Genomic DNA, 21,905 nt, shown 5'->3' with positions numbered 1-21,905 from the left:
AAAAAGCGTGACATTAATTGAAATTGTAAGACAATTTCACTAGAATGTAATTGTTTGTTGCTATCGCTTTTCATGGTGGCTCTGCATTTGCCAAAGTTATATGTGGCTAAAGGATTAAAAACATCATCTCGAATCTTAGTTTGTAAGCGTCATTTATAGTCGCAATTTGGAAGCGTCATTTATCGTCGCAATTTGGATGTATTTTTATATGTTTGATTTAAAAGCAGCATTGATGGTCGCTATTGCAAAACGGCGCTTATCAACGCAGGTGGATAATGATAATTTACTTACTGCTATTTGGAAGCGACTCTTATGAACGCAATCGAACGCTATTTTGGGATCAACGGTGAAAATACCACGATCAAAACAGAGATTTTAGCTGGTGTAACCACGTTTTTAACCATGGCTTACATCATTTTTGTCAACCCTAACGTACTTGCTGACGCTGGAATGGATAAAGGCGCGGTATTCGTTGCCACCTGTCTTGCCGCCGCTATTGGTTGTTTTATCATGGGGTTTTATGCCCGCCTGCCAGTCGCGCAAGCCCCAGGTATGGGACTCAACGCCTTCTTTACTTATGGCGTGGTTTTGGGCATGGGCTACAGCTGGCAAACGGCGCTTGGCGCGGTATTTTTGTCAGGTTGTATCTTTGTCCTACTAAGCTTATTTAAAATCCGTGAAATCATCATTAATTCTATTCCGGACAGTATCAAACAAGGCGTTGTCGCTGGTATTGGTGCATTTTTGGCGTTTATCTCCATGCAAACTGCTGGTGTCATCGTTAATAACGATGCGACATTGGTAGGTCTTGGTGATATGACAGCATTTGCGCCGGCAATGGCAGCACTTGGTTTTATTATTATTGTTGGTTTGTCTCACAAAAAAATACCAGGTGCGGTCACTATTGGTATTTTGCTGGTAGCACTTATTAGCCTTATCACCGGTAATACCCAGTTTTCAGGTATTATCTCAGCGCCGCCGTCTATTGCCCCAACGTTTATGCAGCTTGATATCGCTGGTGCGTTTGATGTAGCAATGATTAGTGTTATTTTTGCCTTCTTATTTGTGGATTTATTTGATACGGCAGGTACGCTGATTGCAACCACCAGTCAAGCAGGTTTGATTGGTAAAGATGGTAAAATCCCTAATATGGGTAAAGCGCTGCTAGCAGATTCGACGGCGACTGTAGCAGGTACTCTACTGGGTACCTCATCAACGACCAGTTATATCGAAAGTGTCTCAGGTATCGCCTCCGGAGGTCGTACTGGATTAATGGCTGTGACCGTTGGCGTGCTATTTTTACTCAGCGTGTTCTTCTCACCGCTTGCCGCCATGATTCCTGGTTATGCGACAGCCGGGGCTATCTTTTACGTAGCAGTACTGATGATGGGCACATTAAAAGACGTTAAATGGCATGACTTAACAGAAGCGGCGCCAGTCGTGGTGGTCTTGTTATTTACGCCTTTGACCTATTCTGTTGCTGACGGTATTGCGCTTGGCTTTATCACCTATACCGCTATCAAGGTAGTCGCTGGTAAATTCTCTGATGTGAGTATTCCTGTTTGGCTTTTAACAGCTGTATTATTGATTAAGATTGTCTTCTTATAAAATATTAGCTAGTGTGTTCACCATAAAAACCCTCTTTATCTACTAAGCTGATAAAGAGGGTTTTTTTATAGGAAAATCATAAGTAAAACGTGAATAAGTGGGATAGGAAAACCCTAACTATGGCTTCAAAAAACCAGTTAAATGAGCGTCAGTAATCTAGATATATAACCAAATCGTGATATTTACTGTGATGTTAATAACCAATTGTTTTTAAACCATATTCTGCTTGGTTAAAATAAGTAACAGCGTGCGTTTGACGCTTTTTTTATGCTACCATGACTAAGCTAAGCGCATCACCTCAATCAACGCCGTAGAGGTTTTTCTTACAGTGAATTTGCGTCATATAAGATGACAGATACGGTTTTATTAAAACGATACCGCATCTGAGCATCACTCTCCATTCACTACTAACAAGAAGAAGGCACTAATGCCGCTTAGCTGTTCGTTGTTGCCTTTATATTGTTAACGTAGCCCGTTTAACACTAAAACGACCTACTTGACTGCGTCCAGCCTATGCTGGATTTTCTCGTTTTGTGATGGTGTGGTTTGGCCTTTTGATTATTGCTGTAAATATTCATCGACGACTATTATTTAATTTAATCATGTATTCAATTTAATGATGGTTATAAGTATTTTTCAAAATAATCAGAACTCTTACCACGCTATTTATTATGGTTTTTAAACGATAGTTATGGAGTTGTTATGAACCCAGTAGACCAGTTTACCCCGCAAGAGCCGATTTTATTTAAGCCGGTAGATTTGCTAGCGCCAGACTATATTGCTCAGTCATCAGAAACGCTGCACGCCCGTATTTCACCTTTATATAGCGTGGATGAAGAACGTTGGTTGTCAGAATTGTTGCCCCTTGCCAAGCCGACTGATAGCGAACGTGAAGCCGCTGCGACGCAGACGCGCCAACTGGTCGAGCACGTACGTAATGATGGCAAAGCTGTGAAAATGGTTGACTCATTATTACTTGAATATAGCCTCGATACCCAAGAAGGTATTCTGCTGATGAGCTTGGCGGAGGCATTGATTCGGGTGCCGGATAACTATACTGCCGATGCGCTGATTCATGACAAAATGAGTGTGGCTGATTGGAAAAAGCACATAAAAAATGACAATGGCTTCATGGTCAATGCCTCGACATGGGGCATGATGATGACCGGCCGTGTGGTCAGTATTGATAGCAATACTACGGCATCAGGGTTTTTGGACCGCATGACCAAAAAGATGGGTGAGCCGGTCATTCGTAGTGCGATGCAAAAAGCCATGCGTATTATGGGTCATCAGTTTGTATTGGGCGAAACCATTGAAGGGGCGAATAAAAACAGCCAACCTTATCGTAATAAAGGCTATACCTATTCATTTGATATGCTAGGTGAAGCAGCCATTACCCATAAAGATGCTGAAAAATACTTCAACGATTATCTGCATGCGATTAAAGCCACTGCCAGTATCAAAGTTAAAGAGGGTATGCCAAAGCCGTCGGTATCTATTAAGCTGTCAGCCTTGCATCCGCGCTATGAAGCGACCCAAGAAGAGCAAGTCATGGGTCTATTGCGTCAACGCTGCCTACTATTGATTGAAGCGGCGCGTGAAGTTAATGTCGATATCAGTATCGATGCCGAAGAAGCCGACCGCCTTGAGATTTCTCTGAAACTATTTGAGTCTCTATATCGCGATAACTTAACCGCTGATTGGGATGGCCTAGGTATCGTAGTCCAAGGATACTCTAAACGCGCGATTGCGATTTTAGTGTGGTTAGCGCGCTTGGCAACTGAAGTTGGCGATCGTATTCCGGTCCGTTTGGTCAAAGGTGCGTATTGGGATACTGAGATTAAATTGGCGCAGCAAAAAGGTCTATCCGGCTATCCTGTGTGGACACGTAAAGAGGGTACCGATACTGCTTATCTTGCTTGCGCGCGCTTCTTATTGTCTGAGCATCTGCGTGGGCTCATCTGGCCACAGTTTGCGACGCATAACGCGCACACGCTAGCGTCGATTATGACCATGAGTGCGCATAGAGACTTTGAGTTTCAGCGTCTACATGGTATGGGCGATGCGCTGTATGACCATATCTTGCAAGCTTATCAAATTCCGGTACGTATCTATGCACCGGTTGGCGCCCATAAAGATTTATTACCATATTTGGTACGTCGATTGCTTGAAAACGGTGCCAATAGCTCGTTCGTCCATCAATTATTAGACAAATCTTATCCCATTGATAAGCTAACCGTGCATCCATACGACAAATTATTGACCAATGATACTTTACATAACCCTGATATTCCGCTGCCGTTAGATATCTATGGCGAGCGTCGTGCCAGTTTCGGTCCCAATATTTTTGTAGAATCGCAATGGCTACCGTTTAAAGCTGCTATTGATAGTCATCTACATAAAACGTGGTCAGCAACTTCTATTATCAATGGTAAAGCGGTTGATGAATACGAAGCGGATGGTAAGACTCATAAGCTTGAATCTCAGAAAGTGCGTGCGCCTTGGAATCATGAGGTTATCGCTGGTGAGGTAAAATATGCCAATGCGGAATTGGCGGTGCAAGCTATCGATGCGGCAGTGGCAGGGCAAAGTGCGTGGCAAGCAGTACCAGCCGCGAATCGTGCTGCTATATTGCGCAAAGTGGCAGACTTATATGAAGAAAACTATGCTGAACTGATGGCGCTCTGCCAGATTGAAGCCGGTAAAACCATGCAAGACGGTATCGATGAAATCAAAGAAGCCGTTGATTTTTGCCGCTTTTATGCCGACGAAGCAGAGCGTTTAGACGACGTAGTTCATGAGTTTACTGATTTAACAGGTAAACCCTCGCGTCAGGTTTATAAAGCGCGCGGTACTTTCGTATGTATCAGCCCTTGGAACTTCCCATTGGCTATTTATACCGGTCAAATCGTGGCAGCACTAGCAGCAGGCAATACAGTAGTAGCTAAACCTGCCGAGCAGACCAGCTTAATCGCTCATTTTGGTGCGCAGTTAATGTATCAAGCTGGGGTTCCAGCCGAAGCATTACAGTTAGTGACGGGTGCGGGCGATGTTGGTGGTGCATTGACAGCTGCTGATAATATCGCAGGCGTTATTTTTACCGGTTCAACCCAAACGGCGCAGCGTATTAACCAAAGCTTAAACAATCATGTGCAAGCCAGTGGCGAGCTACCGGTCTTTATTGCTGAGACGGGTGGTCAAAATGCCATGATTGTTGACTCAACAGCACTACCTGAACAGGTGGTTAAAGATGCGGTATTGTCAGCCTTTGGCTCGGCCGGTCAGCGTTGTTCAGCCTGTCGTATCTTATGCGTCCAAGAAGAAGTCGCGGATAATTTAATCGAATTGCTACAAGGGACTATGGCAGAATTGGTCGTCGGTAATCCCCTACACGTCACCACAGACGTAGGTCCGGTGATTGATGCGGATGCCAAGCGCAGTCTGGAGGCACATATCGAACGTATGAGCGCTGAGCCAACCGCAACTATTTTGGCGCAGACGCCTATGAGTGCAAGCTCGGTTGTCAGCGAAGAGCATTCTACCTTTGTCTTGCCAACGGCGATTGAGGTCAAAAGTATCGATGTTATCGGTGGCGAGCATTTCGGTCCGATATTGCATGTATTGCGTTATAAAGCGCCTGACCTTAACAAGCTTATCGATGGCATTAACGGGACTGGTTTTGGTCTGACCTTGGGTATCCATAGCCGTATTGAAAATATTGCTGAGCATATAGAGCGCCGTGCGTTTGTTGGTAATACCTACATCAACCGTAACCAAATCGGTGCCGTTGTAAACGTTCAGCCATTTGGTGGCTGTGGTCTATCGGGTACGGGTCCAAAAGCGGGTGGTCCACATTATGTGGCGCGTCTCATGCAGCTGCAATCTGAGTCAACAACGACTGAATCACTTACTCAAACACAAATCGCATAAGGAGTAGCAAGATGGCGACTGAATTTAAAAAGAATCATGCCCAAGTCTGTGAATCTTGGCGATTACTTGGCGCGGTCAATCGCGCAACGTATCTACAAGCAGCCATTCCAAAATTGGCCTTGCTAACTGGCGATGTTAATAAAGCAAAGCGTTTATTCAATCATTTATTGAGTGCTGCGCCCAGCTTAGATGAAGTGCAGCGTATGACGGGCGCGACGGGTGAATCCAACGATTTATACGTGACCGCTCGTGGCAAAACCATGGTCATCGGCGGTGAGTCTGCGCGCGCAATGGCAGTACTTGGGCAGCTTATAGCCGCATTATTGACTGGTAACGAGGTGATACTACATTGCCCAAGCCAAGATGAGATGTGCAATGAGGCGGCAAAAATACTGTACGAGACGGGCATTAGTGATGATGTATTGAGTGTGGCGAACGATTCGCAAACCGTGACGCTACTATATATTGATCGTCTGGCGCAAGTGGCTGTCGCTGGTAATCAAAGCGAAGTCCAAACGATTAGCCAAGAGCTTGCTAATACCGACGGCATCTTGACGCAAGTCATTGCTGTCACTGACATGGAAGGACTGTCAGAGATGCTGACGCCTGATTATCTCTATCGCTTTGTCACCGAACGGGTAAGAACCATTAATACCACAGCGATTGGTGGTAATGCGAGCTTACTGGAGCTTGGAACAGAGTAAAGTTTTTATAGGTAAAAGTTAGATTATTGCTAATAGATAAAAAATAGAAGCGCAGACATAACGGTCAGTAATTGTTTTCCAAGCGTTTTGGGAAATGATTACTGACCGTTTTTTTATAGTTTTTTTTAAGATATTTATTATTTTGCTTAGACGTTAAAAACCTTTTAAATCCATGGTTTTTTAGCTTGTAGGGAAACAATAGTGGTGATACTATAAATAAAACCTGACCAAATAGTCATCTTTTTAATTGATATTGTGACCAATAATAAGGTGGGGAATTTAACTAGAGCAGCCTACAACTATTAACAAGGATTGTTAATAGATTTAAGGTCATATTAATCAAGGATGATTAAAATGTCTCAATCTTTAGAGCCTCAAAAAAACGCTGAGTTGATGTATCAGCTCAATGACAAGCCTAGCTTTTGGCCGGCAAGTTTTGCCGCTTTACAACATCTGCTGGCTAGTATCGTCGCTATTGTCACTCCTACCTTGATTGTCGCCGGAACCTTGGGTTTGGGTGATTACGTTCCTTATCTAATCAGCTGCGCGCTCATCTCCTCTGGAATTGGCACTTATATTCAATGTAAAAAAATAGGTCCTATAGGCGCGGGCATGCTCAGTTTGCAAGGCACTAGCTTTGCTTTTTTAACCGCTATTATCGCTGCTGGACTGATTGTAAAAGGGCGGGGTGGTTCACCAGAAGATATTTTGGCTACTATTTTTGGGGTTAGTTTTTGTGCCGCCTTTGTCGAGATTATTCTTAGTCGCTTTATTCATAAATTAAAAAGAATATTTACCCCTGTGGTCACTGGCACCATTATTATTCTCATCGGTGTTCCGCTGATTGAAGTTGCCATGACTGATATTGCAGGCGGTTTTGGCGCCGAAGATTTTGGCAGTTTGCAAAATCTGTTTTTAGGTATGGTTGTGCTGGTATCGGTGATTGTATTTAACCGCTCAAAAAACCCACTATTAAGACTTTCTTCTATTGTCATTGCCTTAATCTTAGGAATGTTAGCTGCCTTTTTCATGGGCAGATTAGACTTTTCTTCATTAAACAATGTCGGTTTTATTACCATTCCTATCCCATTCAAATTTGGTTTTCAGTTTGATATCACCGCTTTTATTCCATTAGCTATCCTGTACTGTGTCAGCGCCCTCGAAACGACGGGCGATCTCACAGCCAACGCTGTAGTATCAAAAGAGCCTGTCAAAGGCCCTGTCTATCTTAATAGAATTCAAGGCGGGGTATTGGCAGATGGGGTCAACTCTATGATTGCTGCCACCTTAAACAGCATGCCGTCGACCACCTTTAGCCAAAATAACGGCGTCATTGCGCTTACGGGCGTCGCCAGCCGTCATGTCGGTATTTATATTGCGGCTCTTATGATTATCATAGGATTGTTTCCTATCTTTGGCGCCATATTACAAACCATGCCGCAGCCCGTACTTGGTGGCGCAACATTGGTAATGTTCGGGACAGTAGCGGTAGCTGGCATAAAAGTATTGGCTAGCGCTAAGCTTGACCGCCGTGATATGTTGATTATTGCTACTTCTGTAGGCATCGGTATCGGCGTATCTATGGTGCCTGAGGTGTTATCACAACTGCCTGAGTTTATACGTAACGTGCTGATATCGCCTGTCGCCATAGGCGCGATTACTGCCATTGCTTTGAGTTTATTTTTACCAGAAGATACCCAAGACGCTGATATATAAAAGTAAATATTTAATAGAAGTGTGATTGGTAAATATTATTGTGTGATAGCTATTACATATTAATTGATTGGTTTACGCCATTTAGCAAGTGTTTATATTAACAATCTATGTAAGCTGTTTAATTTCACCAAGCCCAATTTTTTAGCCGAGTATTGCTATGATTAGTTTCTATCTGAACGGAAAGTACCATGAGATAAGCCACCTCAATCCGAATACGACGGTACTTGAGTATCTACGCTTGCACGAACATCAAACTGATACTAAAGAAGGCTGCGGTAGTGGCGATTGCGGTGCCTGTACGATTATGGCGCAACGCTTGCCTAATCATGCGATGAGCGATTCTAGTAATAGCACGCCTTTTTATACCTTTAACTCCTGTATTGCTCTATTGTCGCTGATGGATGGTCATCATTTAATGACCGCTTCTTATCTGGCGGACAATCCAGCACATCACCCAGAGCGGGCGCTATTGCATCCTGCACAGCAGGCGATGGTCGACTGTCATGGCTCGCAATGTGGATTTTGTACCCCTGGTTTTGTGATGTCTCTGGCGAATCTGTATGAAAATAATCGTATACAACAACAGAAAAATGCCAAGCAGGGCAGTGCAAACGGTCAGCCAGCTAATGAAGCACTAAGTAATGACGACCTAAGCTATGATGATATTGTCGCCGCAATTTCAGGGAATCTATGCCGCTGTACCGGTTATCGACCCATCATTGAAGCAGGTCTAACGATGGGTAAAATTGGTCAGCAAAGAGTGGCTGATAAAACAGTCGCAAAAGATTTAACCATAAGCTTAGCGACGGATGCGATGGCAAGTAATAGTAGGTCGCTGCTTAAAACTGCATCATTGGATACCTCGAATAAAGCGTCAACTATTGAGCCTGCTCTTGCTGAAGGGTCGCGGCAGCTATTCATCCCAAAGACAGTGGATGAACTTAATCAGTTATTGGCCGTATATCCAAGTGCAACAATTTGGGCGGGTGGTACGGACTTGGGATTAAGCATTACGCAGCACTTGGTTGATCATGAAGTGATTATTCAGCTATCTGCTATTGATGAGCTAAAAACTTGGTCGCTTTCTGCTTCCAAGTCTAGCTCAACGACTGCTTCCAAGTTGTTATCCAAGTTAGATAATCCTACTGATAATGAAACAGCAGTACAGGAATTGACGTTTGGGGCTGGCATGACCTATCAGCAAATGCTACCGATACTTGAGCAAAACTATCCTGAATTTGCAGCACTATTCGCAAGAACCGCTTCACCGCAAATACGTAATATGGGTACGCTTGGCGGTAATATTGCCAATGCCTCGCCAATTGGAGATTTACCTCCAATTTTACTGGCGTTAGAAGCGCTCATTCATTTACGTCATTGTAATCCCAATAATAGAGATATTGGTGGTGAAGAGGCAAACGCTAAAGATAAAAACAATGAACATAATCAAAAGCCTTATGTAGACGAGATAATACCCTTATCAGAATTTTTTATAGATTATAAAAAGACCAAGCTACTGGCAGGCAGTTATATTGTCGCTATTCATATGCCACTGATGCAGGCTAATCAGCATTTGTTTATTCATAAAATTAGCAAGCGTTATGAAGATGATATTTCTGCTTGTTTGGTTGCCGTAAGAATCGATCTGTCAGCAGATGGTATGACTATCGACCATGCAAAAATCGGTCTCGGCGGTATGGCGGCTATACCATTATTAGCAAAAAATTGCCAGCAAGCACTCGTAGGTCAGCCCTTTGAGCTTGCAAGTTTTAAGAAAGCTGCAAAAGCACTACCGATGGATGTCTCGCCATTAACAGATGTCAGAGCAAGCCGTGAGTATCGCTTGCATGTGGTGCAACGTTTACTAATTAAGTGTGGCAAGCAGCTGATAAAAGAGACGCAAACTGAGAGAGAATCATCATGAGCCATCAATCATCCTTATTTGACAGTTACAGTATTCGCCGCGTACGTCCGCCTAAAAACAAAATCGGCACTTCTGCCAAACATGACAGTGCGATCAGTCACGTCATGGGAACGGCAACCTATGTGGATGATATCCTAAAGCCGCAAGGCACTTTGCATTTGGCAGTTGGTAAAAGCAGTCACGCTCATGCTCGGGTAACCAGTATGGATCTCAGTGCTGTTAGAGCAGCTGACGGGGTGATTGATGTTTTAAGTTTTAAAGACTTACCTGCTCAAACGGACATCGGCGCAGTGTTTGACGGTGAGCCATTGATGGTGGATGAGATCACAGAGTACGTAGGTCAGACGTTATTTTTGGTCGTGGCAACCACTCACCGTGCCGCAAAAAAGGCGGTGCTTAAAGCGGTTGTAGAATATGAGCCATTAGCGGCTATATTAAGTATTGATGAGGCTTTAGAGCAGGAGCAATTTGTACGTCCTAGCCACTTTATGCAGCGCGGTGATACCGAAGCAGCGCTTGCAAATGCGCCTATGCGTATTGCAGGCCATATTCATATGCTAGGTCAAGAGCATTTTTATCTTGAAGGCCAAGTGTCCTATGTCGTGCCTTGTGATGATGGCGGACTTGAAGTCTATACCTCATCGCAGCATCCGAGTGAAGTGCAACAGCTGGTCGCTGAAGTAACGGATTTACCCTTTCATGCGGTCAACACGGTCGTACGCAGAATGGGCGGCGGTTTTGGCGGCAAAGAAACCCAAGCAGCTGCATGGGCATGCTTTTGCGGTATCGTTGCCAAGCGTCACAATGTACCTGTCAGTATGCGCTTGGATCGTCAAGATGACATGGTAGTGACTGGTAAACGCCACGAATTTGCTAACCGTTATGAGGTCGGTGTCGACGAGTCAGGGCAAATCCTTGGCGTCGATATGCAGCTTGCTGGCTTGTGTGGTTATGCACCAGACTTGTCCGATGCTATCGTCGATAGAGCGATGTTCCACTGTGACAACGCTTATTATTATCCAGCCGCGCACGTAGCAGGACATCGCTGCAAAACGCACACGGTATCGAATACTGCCTATCGAGGTTTTGGTGGGCCTCAAGGTCTGATGACTGCCGAATATATGATGGATCATATTGCCTATACTTTAGGTAAAGACCCTCTGCAAGTGCGTTTGGCTAACCTCTACCAAAATGGCCAAAGTACTCATTATGGTCAGCCAATCGAGCATTTTGATTTGGCAACGATTATGGAGACACTGGCAAAAGATTGTGATTACGTTCAGCGTCGCCAGCAGATTATAAAAGCCAATGAGCAAGCCGAAGCTGAAGGTAGCGACAAACGTCTTGGTATTGCCTTAACGCCTGTGAAGTTTGGCATCTCATTCACCGTGCAGACGCTCAATCAAGCAGGCGCTTTGGTACACATTTATACCGATGGCAGTATCCATCTCAATCACGGCGGGACAGAAATGGGGCAAGGGTTATTTGTCAAAATTGCACAAATTGTCGCCAATGAGTTTGATGTGGATTTGGATACCGTAAAAGTATCGGCAACGCGTACCGACAAAGTGCCCAATACCTCACCAACTGCGGCTTCATCAGGCACCGATATCAATGGTAAAGCCGCGCAAAACGCTTGTTTAACTATCAAGGCACGTATCGTCGAGTTTGCCGCTGAGTATTTTGAAGTGGCGCAAGAAGACATACGCTTTGAGCGCAATCATGTCTATATTGGTGATAAGGAAGATTTTACTTTTGCTGAAATGGTGCAGTTAGCTTATCAGCACCGCGTTAGCCTATCTTCTACGGGCTACTACAAAACGCCAAAGATATTTTACGACCGCTCTAAAGCGTGGGGTCGACCTTTCTTCTACTTTGCCTTAGGCGCTGCCTGTTCTGAAGTTGAAATAGATACGTTAACGGGTGAGTATCAAGTGCTGCGCTGCGATATCTTACATGATGCAGGACAGTCGATTAACCCAGCTATCGATATTGGTCAGATTGAAGGCGGCTTTGTGCAAGGCATGGGTTGGCTCACGACTGAGGAGCTTACTTGGGATAAAAATGGCACACTAGCATCTAATAGCCCAGCCAATTATAAGATTCCAACGTCACATGATTTGCCAAAACAATTTAAAGTTAAACTGTACGACCGTAAAAATGAAGAGCAAACCATTTATAACTCTAAAGCAGTTGGTGAGCCACCTTTTATGCTGGCAGCTAGCGTTTGGTGTGCTATCAATAATGCAGTCGCAAGCTTAAGTAATTATAAAAAAAACCCTGATCTTACGATGCCTGCAACCCCAGAGGCAGTATTAAAAGCGGTGATGCGCATGCAAGGCGAAGAGTGGGAGATTGACACGAATGTAAACTTTGATGCGATTGATAGCTTGACTAGAGAGGAGGAGGACAACTGCGGTATTGACGATGATAAAGTTAAGCCACAACTTGTGCCACATGCCGAAGATATCAAGCCGCCAGAGGTCGAGGGTCAGACAGTCGACGAGCAGCCAGAAGCGATAGAGCATCCTAACGTATCAACGGCTAGAGGCCCTGCACATAGTGAACCGACGCACAGTGAATAATTCATCATTGCCACCTATGCCAATACCAGTACGTTGGTATGATGGCCTAGCCCAGTATCAGCAGCAAGGGACTGCGCATGTGTTGGCGACTGTCGTTGCGGTCAATGGTTCTGCGCCGCGAGCTCTACAGGCGAAAATGGTGGTCACCCATGATAACTGTTGCGATACGCTCGGCGGCGGTGGTCTTGAGCATGATGTTGTTGCGACAGCACGGCAATTGCTAAATGGTGAGATAGATACAACCGTAGCAAAAGCTTCTAAAAGAGACAAAAGTGTCAATAAAAATACCGACAATGACAATAACAATAACAATAATAACGACAGTGATTCGACGCCATCTAAAGTAGTAAGACGCGATACGGTTTATACCAAGCATTATCCGCTAGGTGCAAAGCTAGCGCAGTGCTGCGGTGGTAGTGTCACTGTTATGTTTGAATGTTTTAATGTGACACCACCGATGTCGATATTGGTATTTGGAGCCGGGCACGTGGCAGCGGCATTGATGACGATACTGGCAGAGCTGCCTTGCCAAGTGGATTGGGTCGATAGTCGCCCTGAGATGTTTGAGCGTTATTTATTAAATAATTCTAATTTGCCAAACAAATCTATTCAAACAGAAGATTTGTCTCAAGGATTAGAAACTCAGCCTAGTTTGACTCAGCCTAAGCTCTATAATCTTCCTGCCCATATCCGTGCGCATATTGATGATGATCCTGTTGATTTCATTCGCCCATTTATTGAATCATTTAAACAAAGCGATCAGCGTTTTATTCTGGTTATGACCCATGATCATAGTCTTGATTTTGAATTGGTACGTGCCGCGTTAGATGCTGCTTCAGAGGCAAACGGTTTAGCAACTAGTCTCGATAATGATGATTTAGATAACGATTTAGATAATGGTCGCTCAAAAGTCTCGATGCCTTATATTGGTTGTATTGCCTCGGCAACTAAAGCAGAACGTTTTAAAAGTCGTCTGCTGCAACGTGGTTATGATAAGCAGATAGTCGAGCAACTAACCATGCCAATTGGATTACCAATCGGCGGTAAAGAACCTATGGCCGTTGCCGTATCTATTGCCGCGCAAATTTTGCAACATTATCATCAAAAATAAGCCATAAGTGCTAGACCATCAATACTGATTTCTACCTTTACCATTAATTTAGATTCTAACTAAAACGTTCGGTATGACCAAGTGACGGGAGATTTACCCATGGCTCTACATATTTATCAAGCGCAGCTCCTGCACTATCTTACTGAAAATGATCTGAATCAAAGGACTGAGCGCGCGCATGCTGGAAAACCCAGCTCAGCGACTGATAACCACCCAAATACAGCAACCATTGATAAAAACATCACGTTACTCCCCGTCATTGCAGGCGTGAACGTCTATCCTGAGTATATTGCTAATGGTGCGCTGGTTGTCGATGATGTAACAGGCTGCATTATAGACTATGGTAGTAGCGAAGCAATGTTAGCGAATTATGCTGAAACTAATGATCAAGCACCGGTAAAGACTCATGATTATCGAGATAAGTTGATTATGCCGGGTTTCATCGATACCCATGTGCACTATCCGCAAATAGATATGATTGCGGCTTACGGTGAGCAGCTGCTTGATTGGCTCAATAATTATACTTTTGTTACTGAAGCCAATTTTGGTGATCCAAAGGTTGCCCATGATACGGCGCAATTCTTCTTAAATCAGTTACTCGCCAATGGCACAACCAGCGCCATGGTGTTTTCTACTAGCCACCCTCAGTCCGCAGAAGCCTTTTTTACTGAAAGTCACAAGCTCAATACTCGTATGATTACTGGGAATGTGTTGATGGATCAAAACGCGCCTGCCCATCTGTGTGTTTCGGCTGAACAAAGTATAAAAGATTCGCAAGATATCATTGATAATTGGCATGGTCGTGGACGCCAACATGTGGCGATTACCCCAAGGTTTGCGATTACCTCAACGCCAAAACAGTTGCAATTAGCAGGCGAGCTATATGCTAGCTACGATACTGTTTATCTGCAAACACATCTGGCAGAAAACCGTGATGAAGTGGCTTTTGTACGTGAGCTGTATCCCAAGCATAAAGGTTATCTAGATGTCTACGAGGATATGGGGCTGCTGGGTCGATACACCACTTTAGCGCATGGCATCTATATTGAAACCCCAGAATACGAAAGGCTACGCGCAACTGGTACGCAAATCGCGCACTGTCCAACGTCTAATTTGTTTTTAGGCAGTGGATTATTTGATTTACCTAAAACGTTAAGCTATACCGGCGTCAGTATCGCTACTGATGTAGGGGCGGGAACCAGTTTATCGATGTTAGTAACCTTGTCGGAGGCTTATAAAGTTCAGCAGCTACAAAACAACCAATTGTCCGCTCATCAAGGGCTATATCAGATTACTTTAGGCAATGCACAGTCGTTAATGCTAGATGATAAAATCGGTAACTTTATGCCCAATAAAGAAGCGGATTTCGTGGTAATAGACATGGCAGCAACGCCTTTATTAGAAAGACGTATGGCGCAGACCAAAACTTTTGAAGAACAACTATTTGTATTGATGATGCTCGGTGACGATAGGGTGATTGAGGAGACAGTCATCGCTGGGGTGAGTCGTTATAAAAAAGCGGCTACAGCATAAGATTAAATCATATAGGAACAGTTCATGTGCGGGAGGGTAGAGACATTAAATTGCAAAATTTCTACGAACTGGGACACATCTTTAAATGACGATCAGCCTTTTTCTACTACAGCTTTTAGTTTGCGTAAATAAACACTGATCGTTTTTAATTATTAACGATGTTTAAACCTCAATCGCTAAAAATATGGCTACTGTATCATTCGAGATATTGTAGCCACACCCAGCCATTTTCTAACCATTCACTTAAGTCATCTGAATCGATATCCGTGACATCTTGATGTTGCAAGTGCTCGCCATTAGCCAAACGCACTAGTATGGCTGTTGCCGCAGCATCAAGACCATCAATACGCTGACCATTGGCATATAGCGTCACGCCATCATCAGTTTGGCTATAGAGTAGGCGATTACTATAGTCTGCTTGCAGGGTTGCGCCATCGAGCAGGGCTTGCATCAGCTCATCAGTGTCTACCGTTTCTTCGGGTACTAGCGCATCGTATTGACGTTTGCTCACGACTTCCGACACTGCTTGACGAATGATATCGTCGCCGCGCTCAGATTGCAGCATTTGTAATAGCTGGTCTTTAATCGCATTGATACTATCTGCTTGCAATTCACCTGACGCTTGCAGCGATTGTGGCAATAGCATCGGGATAAATAAGTCACTATCGTTGGTGGCGATATCAGCTAGGCTATCGATAATTTGCATTAAGTTTGGACGACGACAGCCAAAAGAGAATGTCAGGCAGTCATCTTGCGCGACGCCAAAGTGTGAAAGTTTCGGCGGTACATAAAGTACGTCACCAGCTTCTAGTATCTCATCAAAGATTAGCTCGCCCATATCATCAAACAATCGAATCGGCTCATCGGCAACGAACTCAGTATCTTTATCACAAAATTTGCCAAGCTGCCAACGTCTAGACCCAAACCCTTGCGCTAAAAATACATCATAGTCGTCATAGTGCTTGCCCACTGAGCCGCCTGTAGGCGCATATGAGACCATAATGTCATCACGCTGCCATTGCGGAATAAAGTCAAACGCTTGCCATAATTGACCCAGCTCAGGTGACCACTGTTCCATATTCTGCACCAGCACGGTCCATTGTTCTGGTAAGTTATCAAAATCTGCTTCGGTTAGCGGACTCTTTTTGAGTTGCCATTGTGGCGCACCTTCTTGCTTGCTCGCGGCTTGGGTTAGCAGTCGCGCCGAAGCGTCTTCTTCAAGGGCAAGGCCAAGCATGTCTTCTGGCTCAAACATACCAATCAATTGCGGTAGACCTTGTTTAATGAGTAATGGTTTTTTTTGCCAATACTCGTTTAAGAATTGCTCAGGCGTAATAGAATCTGGTAAACAAAGGGGAATTGAGGTCATTGATAAATCCATATCTAAAAATGGGTATAAGATTAATAGTGAGGAGTACTTTATAGGACAGTTTTAATAGTTTATGATTATTGCCTATCTGATAGTGAGTATTACAGTGTCAATATCAATAGCTACTGTCAGAACACTCCATCAATCGTAGGAAGTTTATGAAAAAATTGCATTTTATCGTCATTATCGCTAGCGTGTTTTTATTACAAGCTTGTGTCCATAAGATTGTGACCGTACCCGCTAAAATCGCTTATAAAACCACCAAAGGCGTGGTAAAAGGCACCGTCGCTGTTGGTAAAGCTATCATACCGGGCGATAGTGATGACGAAGATAACAAGGATAAAAAATAAAACCTTACTCAAAAGCTATGTACCATTAAAGACGCATCTTTAAGGATAAATCATAGCATTCAAAGTAAGGTCAATTATTTAGCAAGATATCAATGCATAGTCATTGATATCTTTTTTTAAGGTAACTGCAGCGTTTATTAAATCTTAGCAATCCACTCTTTAATGGTACGTGCTTGCTCAGCTGCATTACCGGTATAGGTGGCAGGCGTCATTTCACGTAAGCGCGCTTTATCCGCATCGCTCACAGCATTCAACTCATCACTTTCAACAAAGGTTAGCATGGCCTCACGAGTCATGGCATTGCCACGGGTTAAAGCTTTTAGCTTCTCGTATGGGTTTTCGACACGGTAGCGACGCATGACCGTTTGAATCGGCTCTGCCAACACTTCTTGGGCATTGTCCAAATCATCATTTAAGCGCTGCGCATTTAACTCAAGTTTGCTCACACCTTTTAGGCAAGCATCAAACGCAATCATACTTTGAGCTAAGCCAACACCGATATTACGCAGTACGGTAGAGTCTGATAAATCGCGCTGCATACGTGAAATCGGTAGTTTTTCACCTAAGTGAGCAAGCATCGCATTCGCCACGCCCAAGTTACCTTCTGAGTTTTCAAAATCAATCGGATTGACTTTATGCGGCATAGTAGAAGAACCCACTTCACCATCTTTTAGGCGCTGCTTGAAATAGCCTAAGCTAATATATTGCCAAATATCACGGTTAAAATCGATTAGAATCGTATTGAAGCGTCTTACCACATCAAACAATTCAGCGATATAATCATGCGGCTCAATTTGCGTGGTATAAGGATTAAAGGTCAATTCTAAACGCTCATTGATAAATTGCTCAGCATGAGTTTGCCAATCAACATCAGGATAGGCTGAGAAGTGCGCATTATAGTTACCAACAGCGCCATTGATTTTACCCAATAGCTCTACTTGATTCACTTGCTTAATTTGGCGAGCTAGACGGTAAGCGACGTTTGCCATCTCTTTACCAAGCGTCGTTGGGCTGGCAGTTTGACCATGCGTACGTGACAACATTGGCTGGTCAGCATGAGTAATAGCCAAGTCAACGATGCTATCGGTCACTTGCTGCATTTTAGCAACGACAATTTCGCGGCTGTCTTTTAGCATTAACGCATAGGACAAGTTATTGATGTCTTCACTGGTACAAGCAAAGTGGATAAATTCTAGGCTATCTTCTAACTGCTGATTGCCGCGGAATTTATCTTTGATAAAGTATTCAACCGCTTTGACATCGTGGTTGGTCGTCGCTTCGATATCTTTAATGGCTTGCGCATCCGCTTCACTAAAGTCGTCAACGATGCTGTTTAAAAAGGCATTGGTATCGGCATCAAACGCTGCTAACTCACCAATCGCGCTATTATCCGCCAATGACTGTAACCAGCGAATCTCGACGGTAACGCGGGCTTTAATCAGACCAAATTCAGATAAATAAGGACGCAAGCTGTCGGCTTTAGAAGCGTAGCGACCATCGATTGGGGAGAGTGCGGTAAGTGGAGTCATAGTGATGCCTCGATAGTTATAAAAATGAAAGGATTAAAAGTAAGCAAAAAATAAACAAAGGTTAAAAGTTATTTGAAATTAAAACCCACAAGGCGCATCAATAACAGCAATCACACCGCCACCAAGACAAACCTCATCGATATAAAATACTGCTGATTGACCAGGAGTAACGGCACGTTGCGGCTCATCAAATAGCACACGAACCTCAGAGCCGTCATCATTTAGCGTATAAACACGGCAGGCTTGATCAGGCTGGCGATAGCGAGATTTTGCCATGCAGCGTAAGCCTTCCGTGCTAAAAATATCGGCAGGCGGCAAGCCATCGACCCAGTCAAGCTTATAAGCTTGCAGCTGATTGCTCATTAGCATCGGATGCTCATGACCTTGACCGACGATTAAACGGTTTTTGTCCAAATCTTTTGCCAGTACAAACCAAGGTTCTTCAGGGCGGTCTTTGACGCCGCCGATACCGATGCCGCCGCGCTGACCTAAAGTATAATACATCAAGCCATCATGCTGACCTATCACATGACCGTCGTCGGTGACGATATCGCCTTTTTGCGCCGGCAAGTACTGTTGTAAAAAGTCTTTAAAACGGCGCTCACCAATAAAGCAAATACCAGTAGAATCTTTCTTTTTAGCTGTCGCCAAGTCATGCTCTTCAGCAATTTGACGCACGACTGGTTTTTCAAGCTCACCAACGGGGAATAGCGTCTTAGCGATTTTATCGCCGCCGACCGCATGTAAGAAGTAGCTTTGGTCTTTATTATTATCCAGTCCACACAATAGCTGGGCGACGGTTTCGCCGTTGTTATTTTCATAATTCAGGCTGCGGCGCGTATAGTGACCGGTGGCAATATAATCGGCGCCAAGGGTCAAAGCATAGTCTAAAAATGCTTTAAATTTGATTTCTTTATTGCATAAAATATCTGGATTTGGGGTGCGTCCAGCTTTATATTCTGCTAAAAAATGCTCAAACACGCGATCCCAATATTCCATCGCAAAGTTGGCGGTATGCAGCTTGATACCGATTTTGTCACACACCGCTTGCGCGTCTGCTAGGTCATCCATCGCCGTACAGTATTCGGTGCCGTCATCTTCTTCCCAGTTCTTCATAAACAGACCTTCCACTTTAAAGCCTGCTTGCTGGAGCAAAACAGCCGATACGGAAGAGTCGACGCCGCCTGACATGCCAACAATGACGTGCTTGCTGCTAGGATTGTCGATATCGGCAAGCGTCAAAGGACGATGGACGCTAAAAGAATCTGAAACGGGTAGGTTTGCGGTGTTTGGCGTGGCTGACATAAAATTGCTCAACAATTTATACGTTATCCAAAGTGTGACATGACGCTATTCATCAATAAAACGACTAAGAGTGATAGACTTAGTCAGCTGATAAGGTCATCTCGTTTTTTGGACGGGGTATTTTGGTCTGGGTATTGTGATAAAATAAGCGTCATATTATAACAGTTAATTGTAAGCGGTGGCGACCTATGCGCGCTTACTGTGCGTAAAACCGCTTTAGAAATTTAGATAGTGGTTCTAAATTATTTCAATCACCCTTCATTCACTTAGTAATTCACTTGGAATAATAATGATAAAAATTGGTCAAGGTATCGATGTCCATGCGTTTCATAATACGGGCGAGCAGCAGCAATATGTGATACTGGCAGGCGTGCCGATAGAGCATACCCATAGTTTACTTGCGCACTCTGATGGCGATGTGGTGTTGCACGCGCTTGCTGACGCGTTGCTTGGCGCATTGGCGCTCGGTGATATTGGGCAGCATTTTCCAGATACCGATGCGGCGCACGCAGGTTTGGATTCGCGCGTCCTACTCCGTTATGTGTATGGTAAAGTCCAAGCCGCCGGTTATACTTTAGGCAATGCTGATATTACCGTCATGTGCGAGCGTCCAAAATTGGCACCCTATAATCAAGCGATGCGCGAAAATATTGCCAGTGACTTGCAAACGGCTGTGAGTAATGTCAGCATTAAAGCCACAACGACTGAAAAACTGGGCTTTACCGGTCGCCAAGAGGGTATCATGGCCAATGCCGTGGTATTATTGGTGCCGAATATGACGATGTCTGACGACAATACGGCTAGCAATACTATTTCTGATGTTAACGTTTCAGATGCTAATATGCCTGATGTTTAATCCCTAGTGGCTTAGTAGTCAGTGATGAGGGTTGCAATAAACGGCAATCGCCCCATGTAGCAGCCACAGGCCAAATTTAGTGTGACATATCTTTTTTTGATAATAGTTTTAATAAATAGGAGCTTTTATGAGTGAGCAAACCCCAAATACTGCTGCAAACGATGTTGAACAGCTGATTCGTGATCAAATCAAAAACAATAAAGTCATCCTTTATATGAAAGGCACCCCACAGTTTCCACAGTGTGGTTTTTCTGCCAAGTCGATTGAGGTTTTGACGCAAATCGGTCGTCCATTCGCCTTTGTTAATATTTTAGAAAATCCAGAAATCCGTGCAACATTGCCAAAGATTGCTAACTGGCCAACGTTCCCACAGTTATGGATCGACGGTGAATTGATGGGCGGTTCAGACATCATTTTACAAATGTATCAATCAGGTGAGCTTAAACCTTTGGTTGAAGCCAATAGTCCTGCTGCTTAATATTTAAGCGTGTTTATTGGGCATTTATATGTCTCAATAAATAGTTTGAAGCATTTTGAAGCATTGAAGCAAAGTAAACCTGAATAGCCATTCTACTTTATGAAGAAAGGCTATTCGGGTTTTTTATTGTCTATGCAATTTATTGTTTTTATCGCTTTTAGCCCCATATAGTGTCCAAGATAAATATATTTTGCCTAAAAGCGAGAGTTATATGAGTAATCACTTAGCAAACACGGAATTGCCAAACACGGAATTAACGGAGCAACAAGAGGCGGCTGAACAAGCGGTTATCGAAAAACGCCGCGAGTATCTAAAAAACGAATCAACCCGTTTAATCGATATGGCGGGCAATGAGCCAAATTCTGCCCTTAAATGTATCCATCAGCTTAGCGTAGCAGGCGGTGCAACCGAGGCGACTTATATTGCCATTGAGCAGCGTATCGTCGAGGATCAAGATGCAGCTGGTGCTTATCATTTGGCATTATTGGCACAAAACACCCCTGATTTACCCATCGATGCGCGGCAACTTATTGAGATGGTTGTGCTAAAGGGTGATAACGCTCAGCGTTTGGCTTTGCTAAAAAACTTGCCATTGCCGCCTGTTGAGATGATTAAAGAGCAAATCTTGGAGACCAATGACGGCGACGCTATTGGGCAGATGAATGCCTATTTGCAGATTAATCCAGAAGGTTATGGCAGCCACCATATGCTGGCAAGTGGGCAGTCCGACCGTATTGTACCGCTCAGCCCTGGTAAATAAATCCCACCTAGGTTTATCAAGCTTCTATTGATGGGCCTTGATCGTTAATGGCAATAATAGTTAATTTGAATAGTTTTTCGTATAACGTTTTTTCAGCGGCAAAAAATTGTTATAATTACCGGCTATCTAACCTATCTTTAATGGCTC

The 21,905-nt window shown here is 44.0% G+C and carries 14 protein-coding genes and 1 pseudogene; 12 read left to right on the top strand and 3 right to left on the bottom strand.

Annotation, left to right across the window (positions count from 1 at the left end):
• Window positions 1-312: 312 nt before the first annotated feature.
• The 8 genes from ACP7AA_RS05680 (at window position 313) to guaD (ending at window position 15,111) form a co-directional block, all read left to right on the top strand.
• Window positions 313-1,608 carry an NCS2 family permease gene (locus ACP7AA_RS05680; RefSeq protein WP_201563518.1) on the top strand — a complete coding sequence of 432 codons (1,296 nt, stop codon included), beginning with the start codon at window positions 313-315 and terminating at the stop codon, window positions 1,606-1,608.
• 702 nt (window positions 1,609-2,310) lie between these two features.
• Window positions 2,311-5,538 carry a bifunctional proline dehydrogenase/L-glutamate gamma-semialdehyde dehydrogenase PutA gene (gene putA, locus ACP7AA_RS05675; protein WP_426222891.1) on the top strand — a complete coding sequence of 1,076 codons (3,228 nt, stop codon included), beginning with the start codon at window positions 2,311-2,313 and terminating at the stop codon, window positions 5,536-5,538.
• A gap of 11 nt (window positions 5,539-5,549) precedes the next feature.
• Complete coding sequence (locus ACP7AA_RS05670; protein ID WP_372829910.1) at window positions 5,550-6,242, top strand: 1-pyrroline-5-carboxylate dehydrogenase; 693 nt, start codon at window positions 5,550-5,552, stop codon at window positions 6,240-6,242.
• 354 nt (window positions 6,243-6,596) lie between these two features.
• Window positions 6,597-7,958, top strand: coding sequence for a uracil-xanthine permease family protein (locus ACP7AA_RS05665; protein ID WP_426222890.1), 1,362 nt, complete (start codon window positions 6,597-6,599; stop codon window positions 7,956-7,958).
• A gap of 157 nt (window positions 7,959-8,115) precedes the next feature.
• On the top strand, window positions 8,116-9,882 hold the full coding sequence (locus ACP7AA_RS05660) for a xanthine dehydrogenase small subunit (RefSeq protein ID WP_426222889.1): 1,767 nt from the start codon (window positions 8,116-8,118) through the stop codon (window positions 9,880-9,882).
• Window positions 9,879-12,467 (top strand): xanthine dehydrogenase molybdopterin binding subunit, encoded by a 2,589-nt coding sequence (xdhB, locus tag ACP7AA_RS05655; protein ID WP_426222888.1) that lies wholly within the window; start codon window positions 9,879-9,881, stop codon window positions 12,465-12,467. The genes ACP7AA_RS05660 and xdhB overlap by 4 nt, the downstream gene beginning before the upstream one ends.
• Window positions 12,460-13,578, top strand: coding sequence for an XdhC family protein (locus tag ACP7AA_RS05650; protein ID WP_426222887.1), 1,119 nt, complete (start codon window positions 12,460-12,462; stop codon window positions 13,576-13,578). Before xdhB ends, ACP7AA_RS05650 begins: the two co-directional genes overlap by 8 nt.
• Window positions 13,579-13,677: 99 nt before the next feature.
• Window positions 13,678-15,111, top strand: a complete 1,434-nt coding sequence (gene guaD / locus ACP7AA_RS05645; RefSeq protein WP_426222886.1) for a guanine deaminase — start codon at window positions 13,678-13,680, stop codon at window positions 15,109-15,111.
• Between the two features lie 196 nt (window positions 15,112-15,307).
• Here guaD and ACP7AA_RS05640 read toward each other — a convergent pair whose 3' ends face one another.
• On the bottom strand, window positions 15,308-16,480 hold the full coding sequence (locus ACP7AA_RS05640) for a JmjC domain-containing protein (RefSeq protein WP_426222885.1): 1,173 nt from the start codon (window positions 16,478-16,480) through the stop codon (window positions 15,308-15,310).
• 158 nt (window positions 16,481-16,638) lie between these two features.
• Here ACP7AA_RS05640 and ACP7AA_RS05635 point away from each other — a divergent pair, with 158 nt between their 5' ends.
• On the top strand, window positions 16,639-16,830 hold the full coding sequence (locus ACP7AA_RS05635) for an NF038104 family lipoprotein (RefSeq protein WP_201618636.1): 192 nt from the start codon (window positions 16,639-16,641) through the stop codon (window positions 16,828-16,830).
• Window positions 16,831-16,967: 137 nt separating this feature from the next.
• On the opposite strand, the gene purB is transcribed toward ACP7AA_RS05635, so the two are convergent.
• Complete coding sequence (gene purB, locus ACP7AA_RS05630) at window positions 16,968-18,359, bottom strand: adenylosuccinate lyase (protein WP_426222884.1); 1,392 nt, start codon at window positions 18,357-18,359, stop codon at window positions 16,968-16,970.
• Window positions 18,360-18,437: 78 nt separating this feature from the next.
• Window positions 18,438-19,664 carry a tRNA 2-thiouridine(34) synthase MnmA gene (gene mnmA, locus ACP7AA_RS05625; protein WP_426222883.1) on the bottom strand — a complete coding sequence of 409 codons (1,227 nt, stop codon included), beginning with the start codon at window positions 19,662-19,664 and terminating at the stop codon, window positions 18,438-18,440.
• A 289-nt stretch (window positions 19,665-19,953) separates the two neighbouring features.
• On the opposite strand from mnmA, the pseudogene ispF reads away from it, so the two are divergent.
• The 3 genes and pseudogenes from ispF to ACP7AA_RS05610 form a co-directional block, all read left to right on the top strand.
• Window positions 19,954-20,430 (top strand): annotated as a pseudogene (gene ispF, locus ACP7AA_RS05620) (2-C-methyl-D-erythritol 2,4-cyclodiphosphate synthase); the annotation flags it as partial.
• A 217-nt stretch (window positions 20,431-20,647) separates the two neighbouring features.
• Window positions 20,648-20,998 carry a Grx4 family monothiol glutaredoxin gene (gene grxD / locus ACP7AA_RS05615; RefSeq protein WP_426222882.1) on the top strand — a complete coding sequence of 117 codons (351 nt, stop codon included), beginning with the start codon at window positions 20,648-20,650 and terminating at the stop codon, window positions 20,996-20,998.
• A gap of 211 nt (window positions 20,999-21,209) precedes the next feature.
• Window positions 21,210-21,758 carry a hypothetical protein gene (locus ACP7AA_RS05610; RefSeq protein ID WP_426222881.1) on the top strand — a complete coding sequence of 183 codons (549 nt, stop codon included), beginning with the start codon at window positions 21,210-21,212 and terminating at the stop codon, window positions 21,756-21,758.
• The last annotated feature ends 147 nt before the right edge of the window (window positions 21,759-21,905 follow it).

Source organism: Psychrobacter sp. DWR1-2-3 (assembly GCF_049896465.1).
Taxonomy (GTDB): domain Bacteria; phylum Pseudomonadota; class Gammaproteobacteria; order Pseudomonadales; family Moraxellaceae; genus Psychrobacter; species Psychrobacter maritimus.
This window is presented reverse-complemented; position numbering and strand designations above follow the sequence as displayed.

Coding starts and splice junctions, on each gene's coding strand:
- grxD (WP_426222882.1), top strand. CDS start 20,648: ATGAGTGAGCAAACCCCAAATACTGCTGCAAACGATGTTGAACAGCTG.
- ACP7AA_RS05640 (WP_426222885.1), bottom strand. CDS start 16,480: ATGACCTCAATTCCCCTTTGTTTACCAGATTCTATTACGCCTGAGCAA.
- ACP7AA_RS05670 (WP_372829910.1), top strand. CDS start 5,550: ATGGCGACTGAATTTAAAAAGAATCATGCCCAAGTCTGTGAATCTTGG.
- putA (WP_426222891.1), top strand. CDS start 2,311: ATGAACCCAGTAGACCAGTTTACCCCGCAAGAGCCGATTTTATTTAAG.
- purB (WP_426222884.1), bottom strand. CDS start 18,359: ATGACTCCACTTACCGCACTCTCCCCAATCGATGGTCGCTACGCTTCT.
- xdhB (WP_426222888.1), top strand. CDS start 9,879: ATGAGCCATCAATCATCCTTATTTGACAGTTACAGTATTCGCCGCGTA.
- ACP7AA_RS05665 (WP_426222890.1), top strand. CDS start 6,597: ATGTCTCAATCTTTAGAGCCTCAAAAAAACGCTGAGTTGATGTATCAG.
- guaD (WP_426222886.1), top strand. CDS start 13,678: ATGGCTCTACATATTTATCAAGCGCAGCTCCTGCACTATCTTACTGAA.
- ACP7AA_RS05680 (WP_201563518.1), top strand. CDS start 313: ATGAACGCAATCGAACGCTATTTTGGGATCAACGGTGAAAATACCACG.
- ACP7AA_RS05660 (WP_426222889.1), top strand. CDS start 8,116: ATGATTAGTTTCTATCTGAACGGAAAGTACCATGAGATAAGCCACCTC.
- mnmA (WP_426222883.1), bottom strand. CDS start 19,664: ATGTCAGCCACGCCAAACACCGCAAACCTACCCGTTTCAGATTCTTTT.
- ACP7AA_RS05610 (WP_426222881.1), top strand. CDS start 21,210: ATGAGTAATCACTTAGCAAACACGGAATTGCCAAACACGGAATTAACG.
- ACP7AA_RS05635 (WP_201618636.1), top strand. CDS start 16,639: ATGAAAAAATTGCATTTTATCGTCATTATCGCTAGCGTGTTTTTATTA.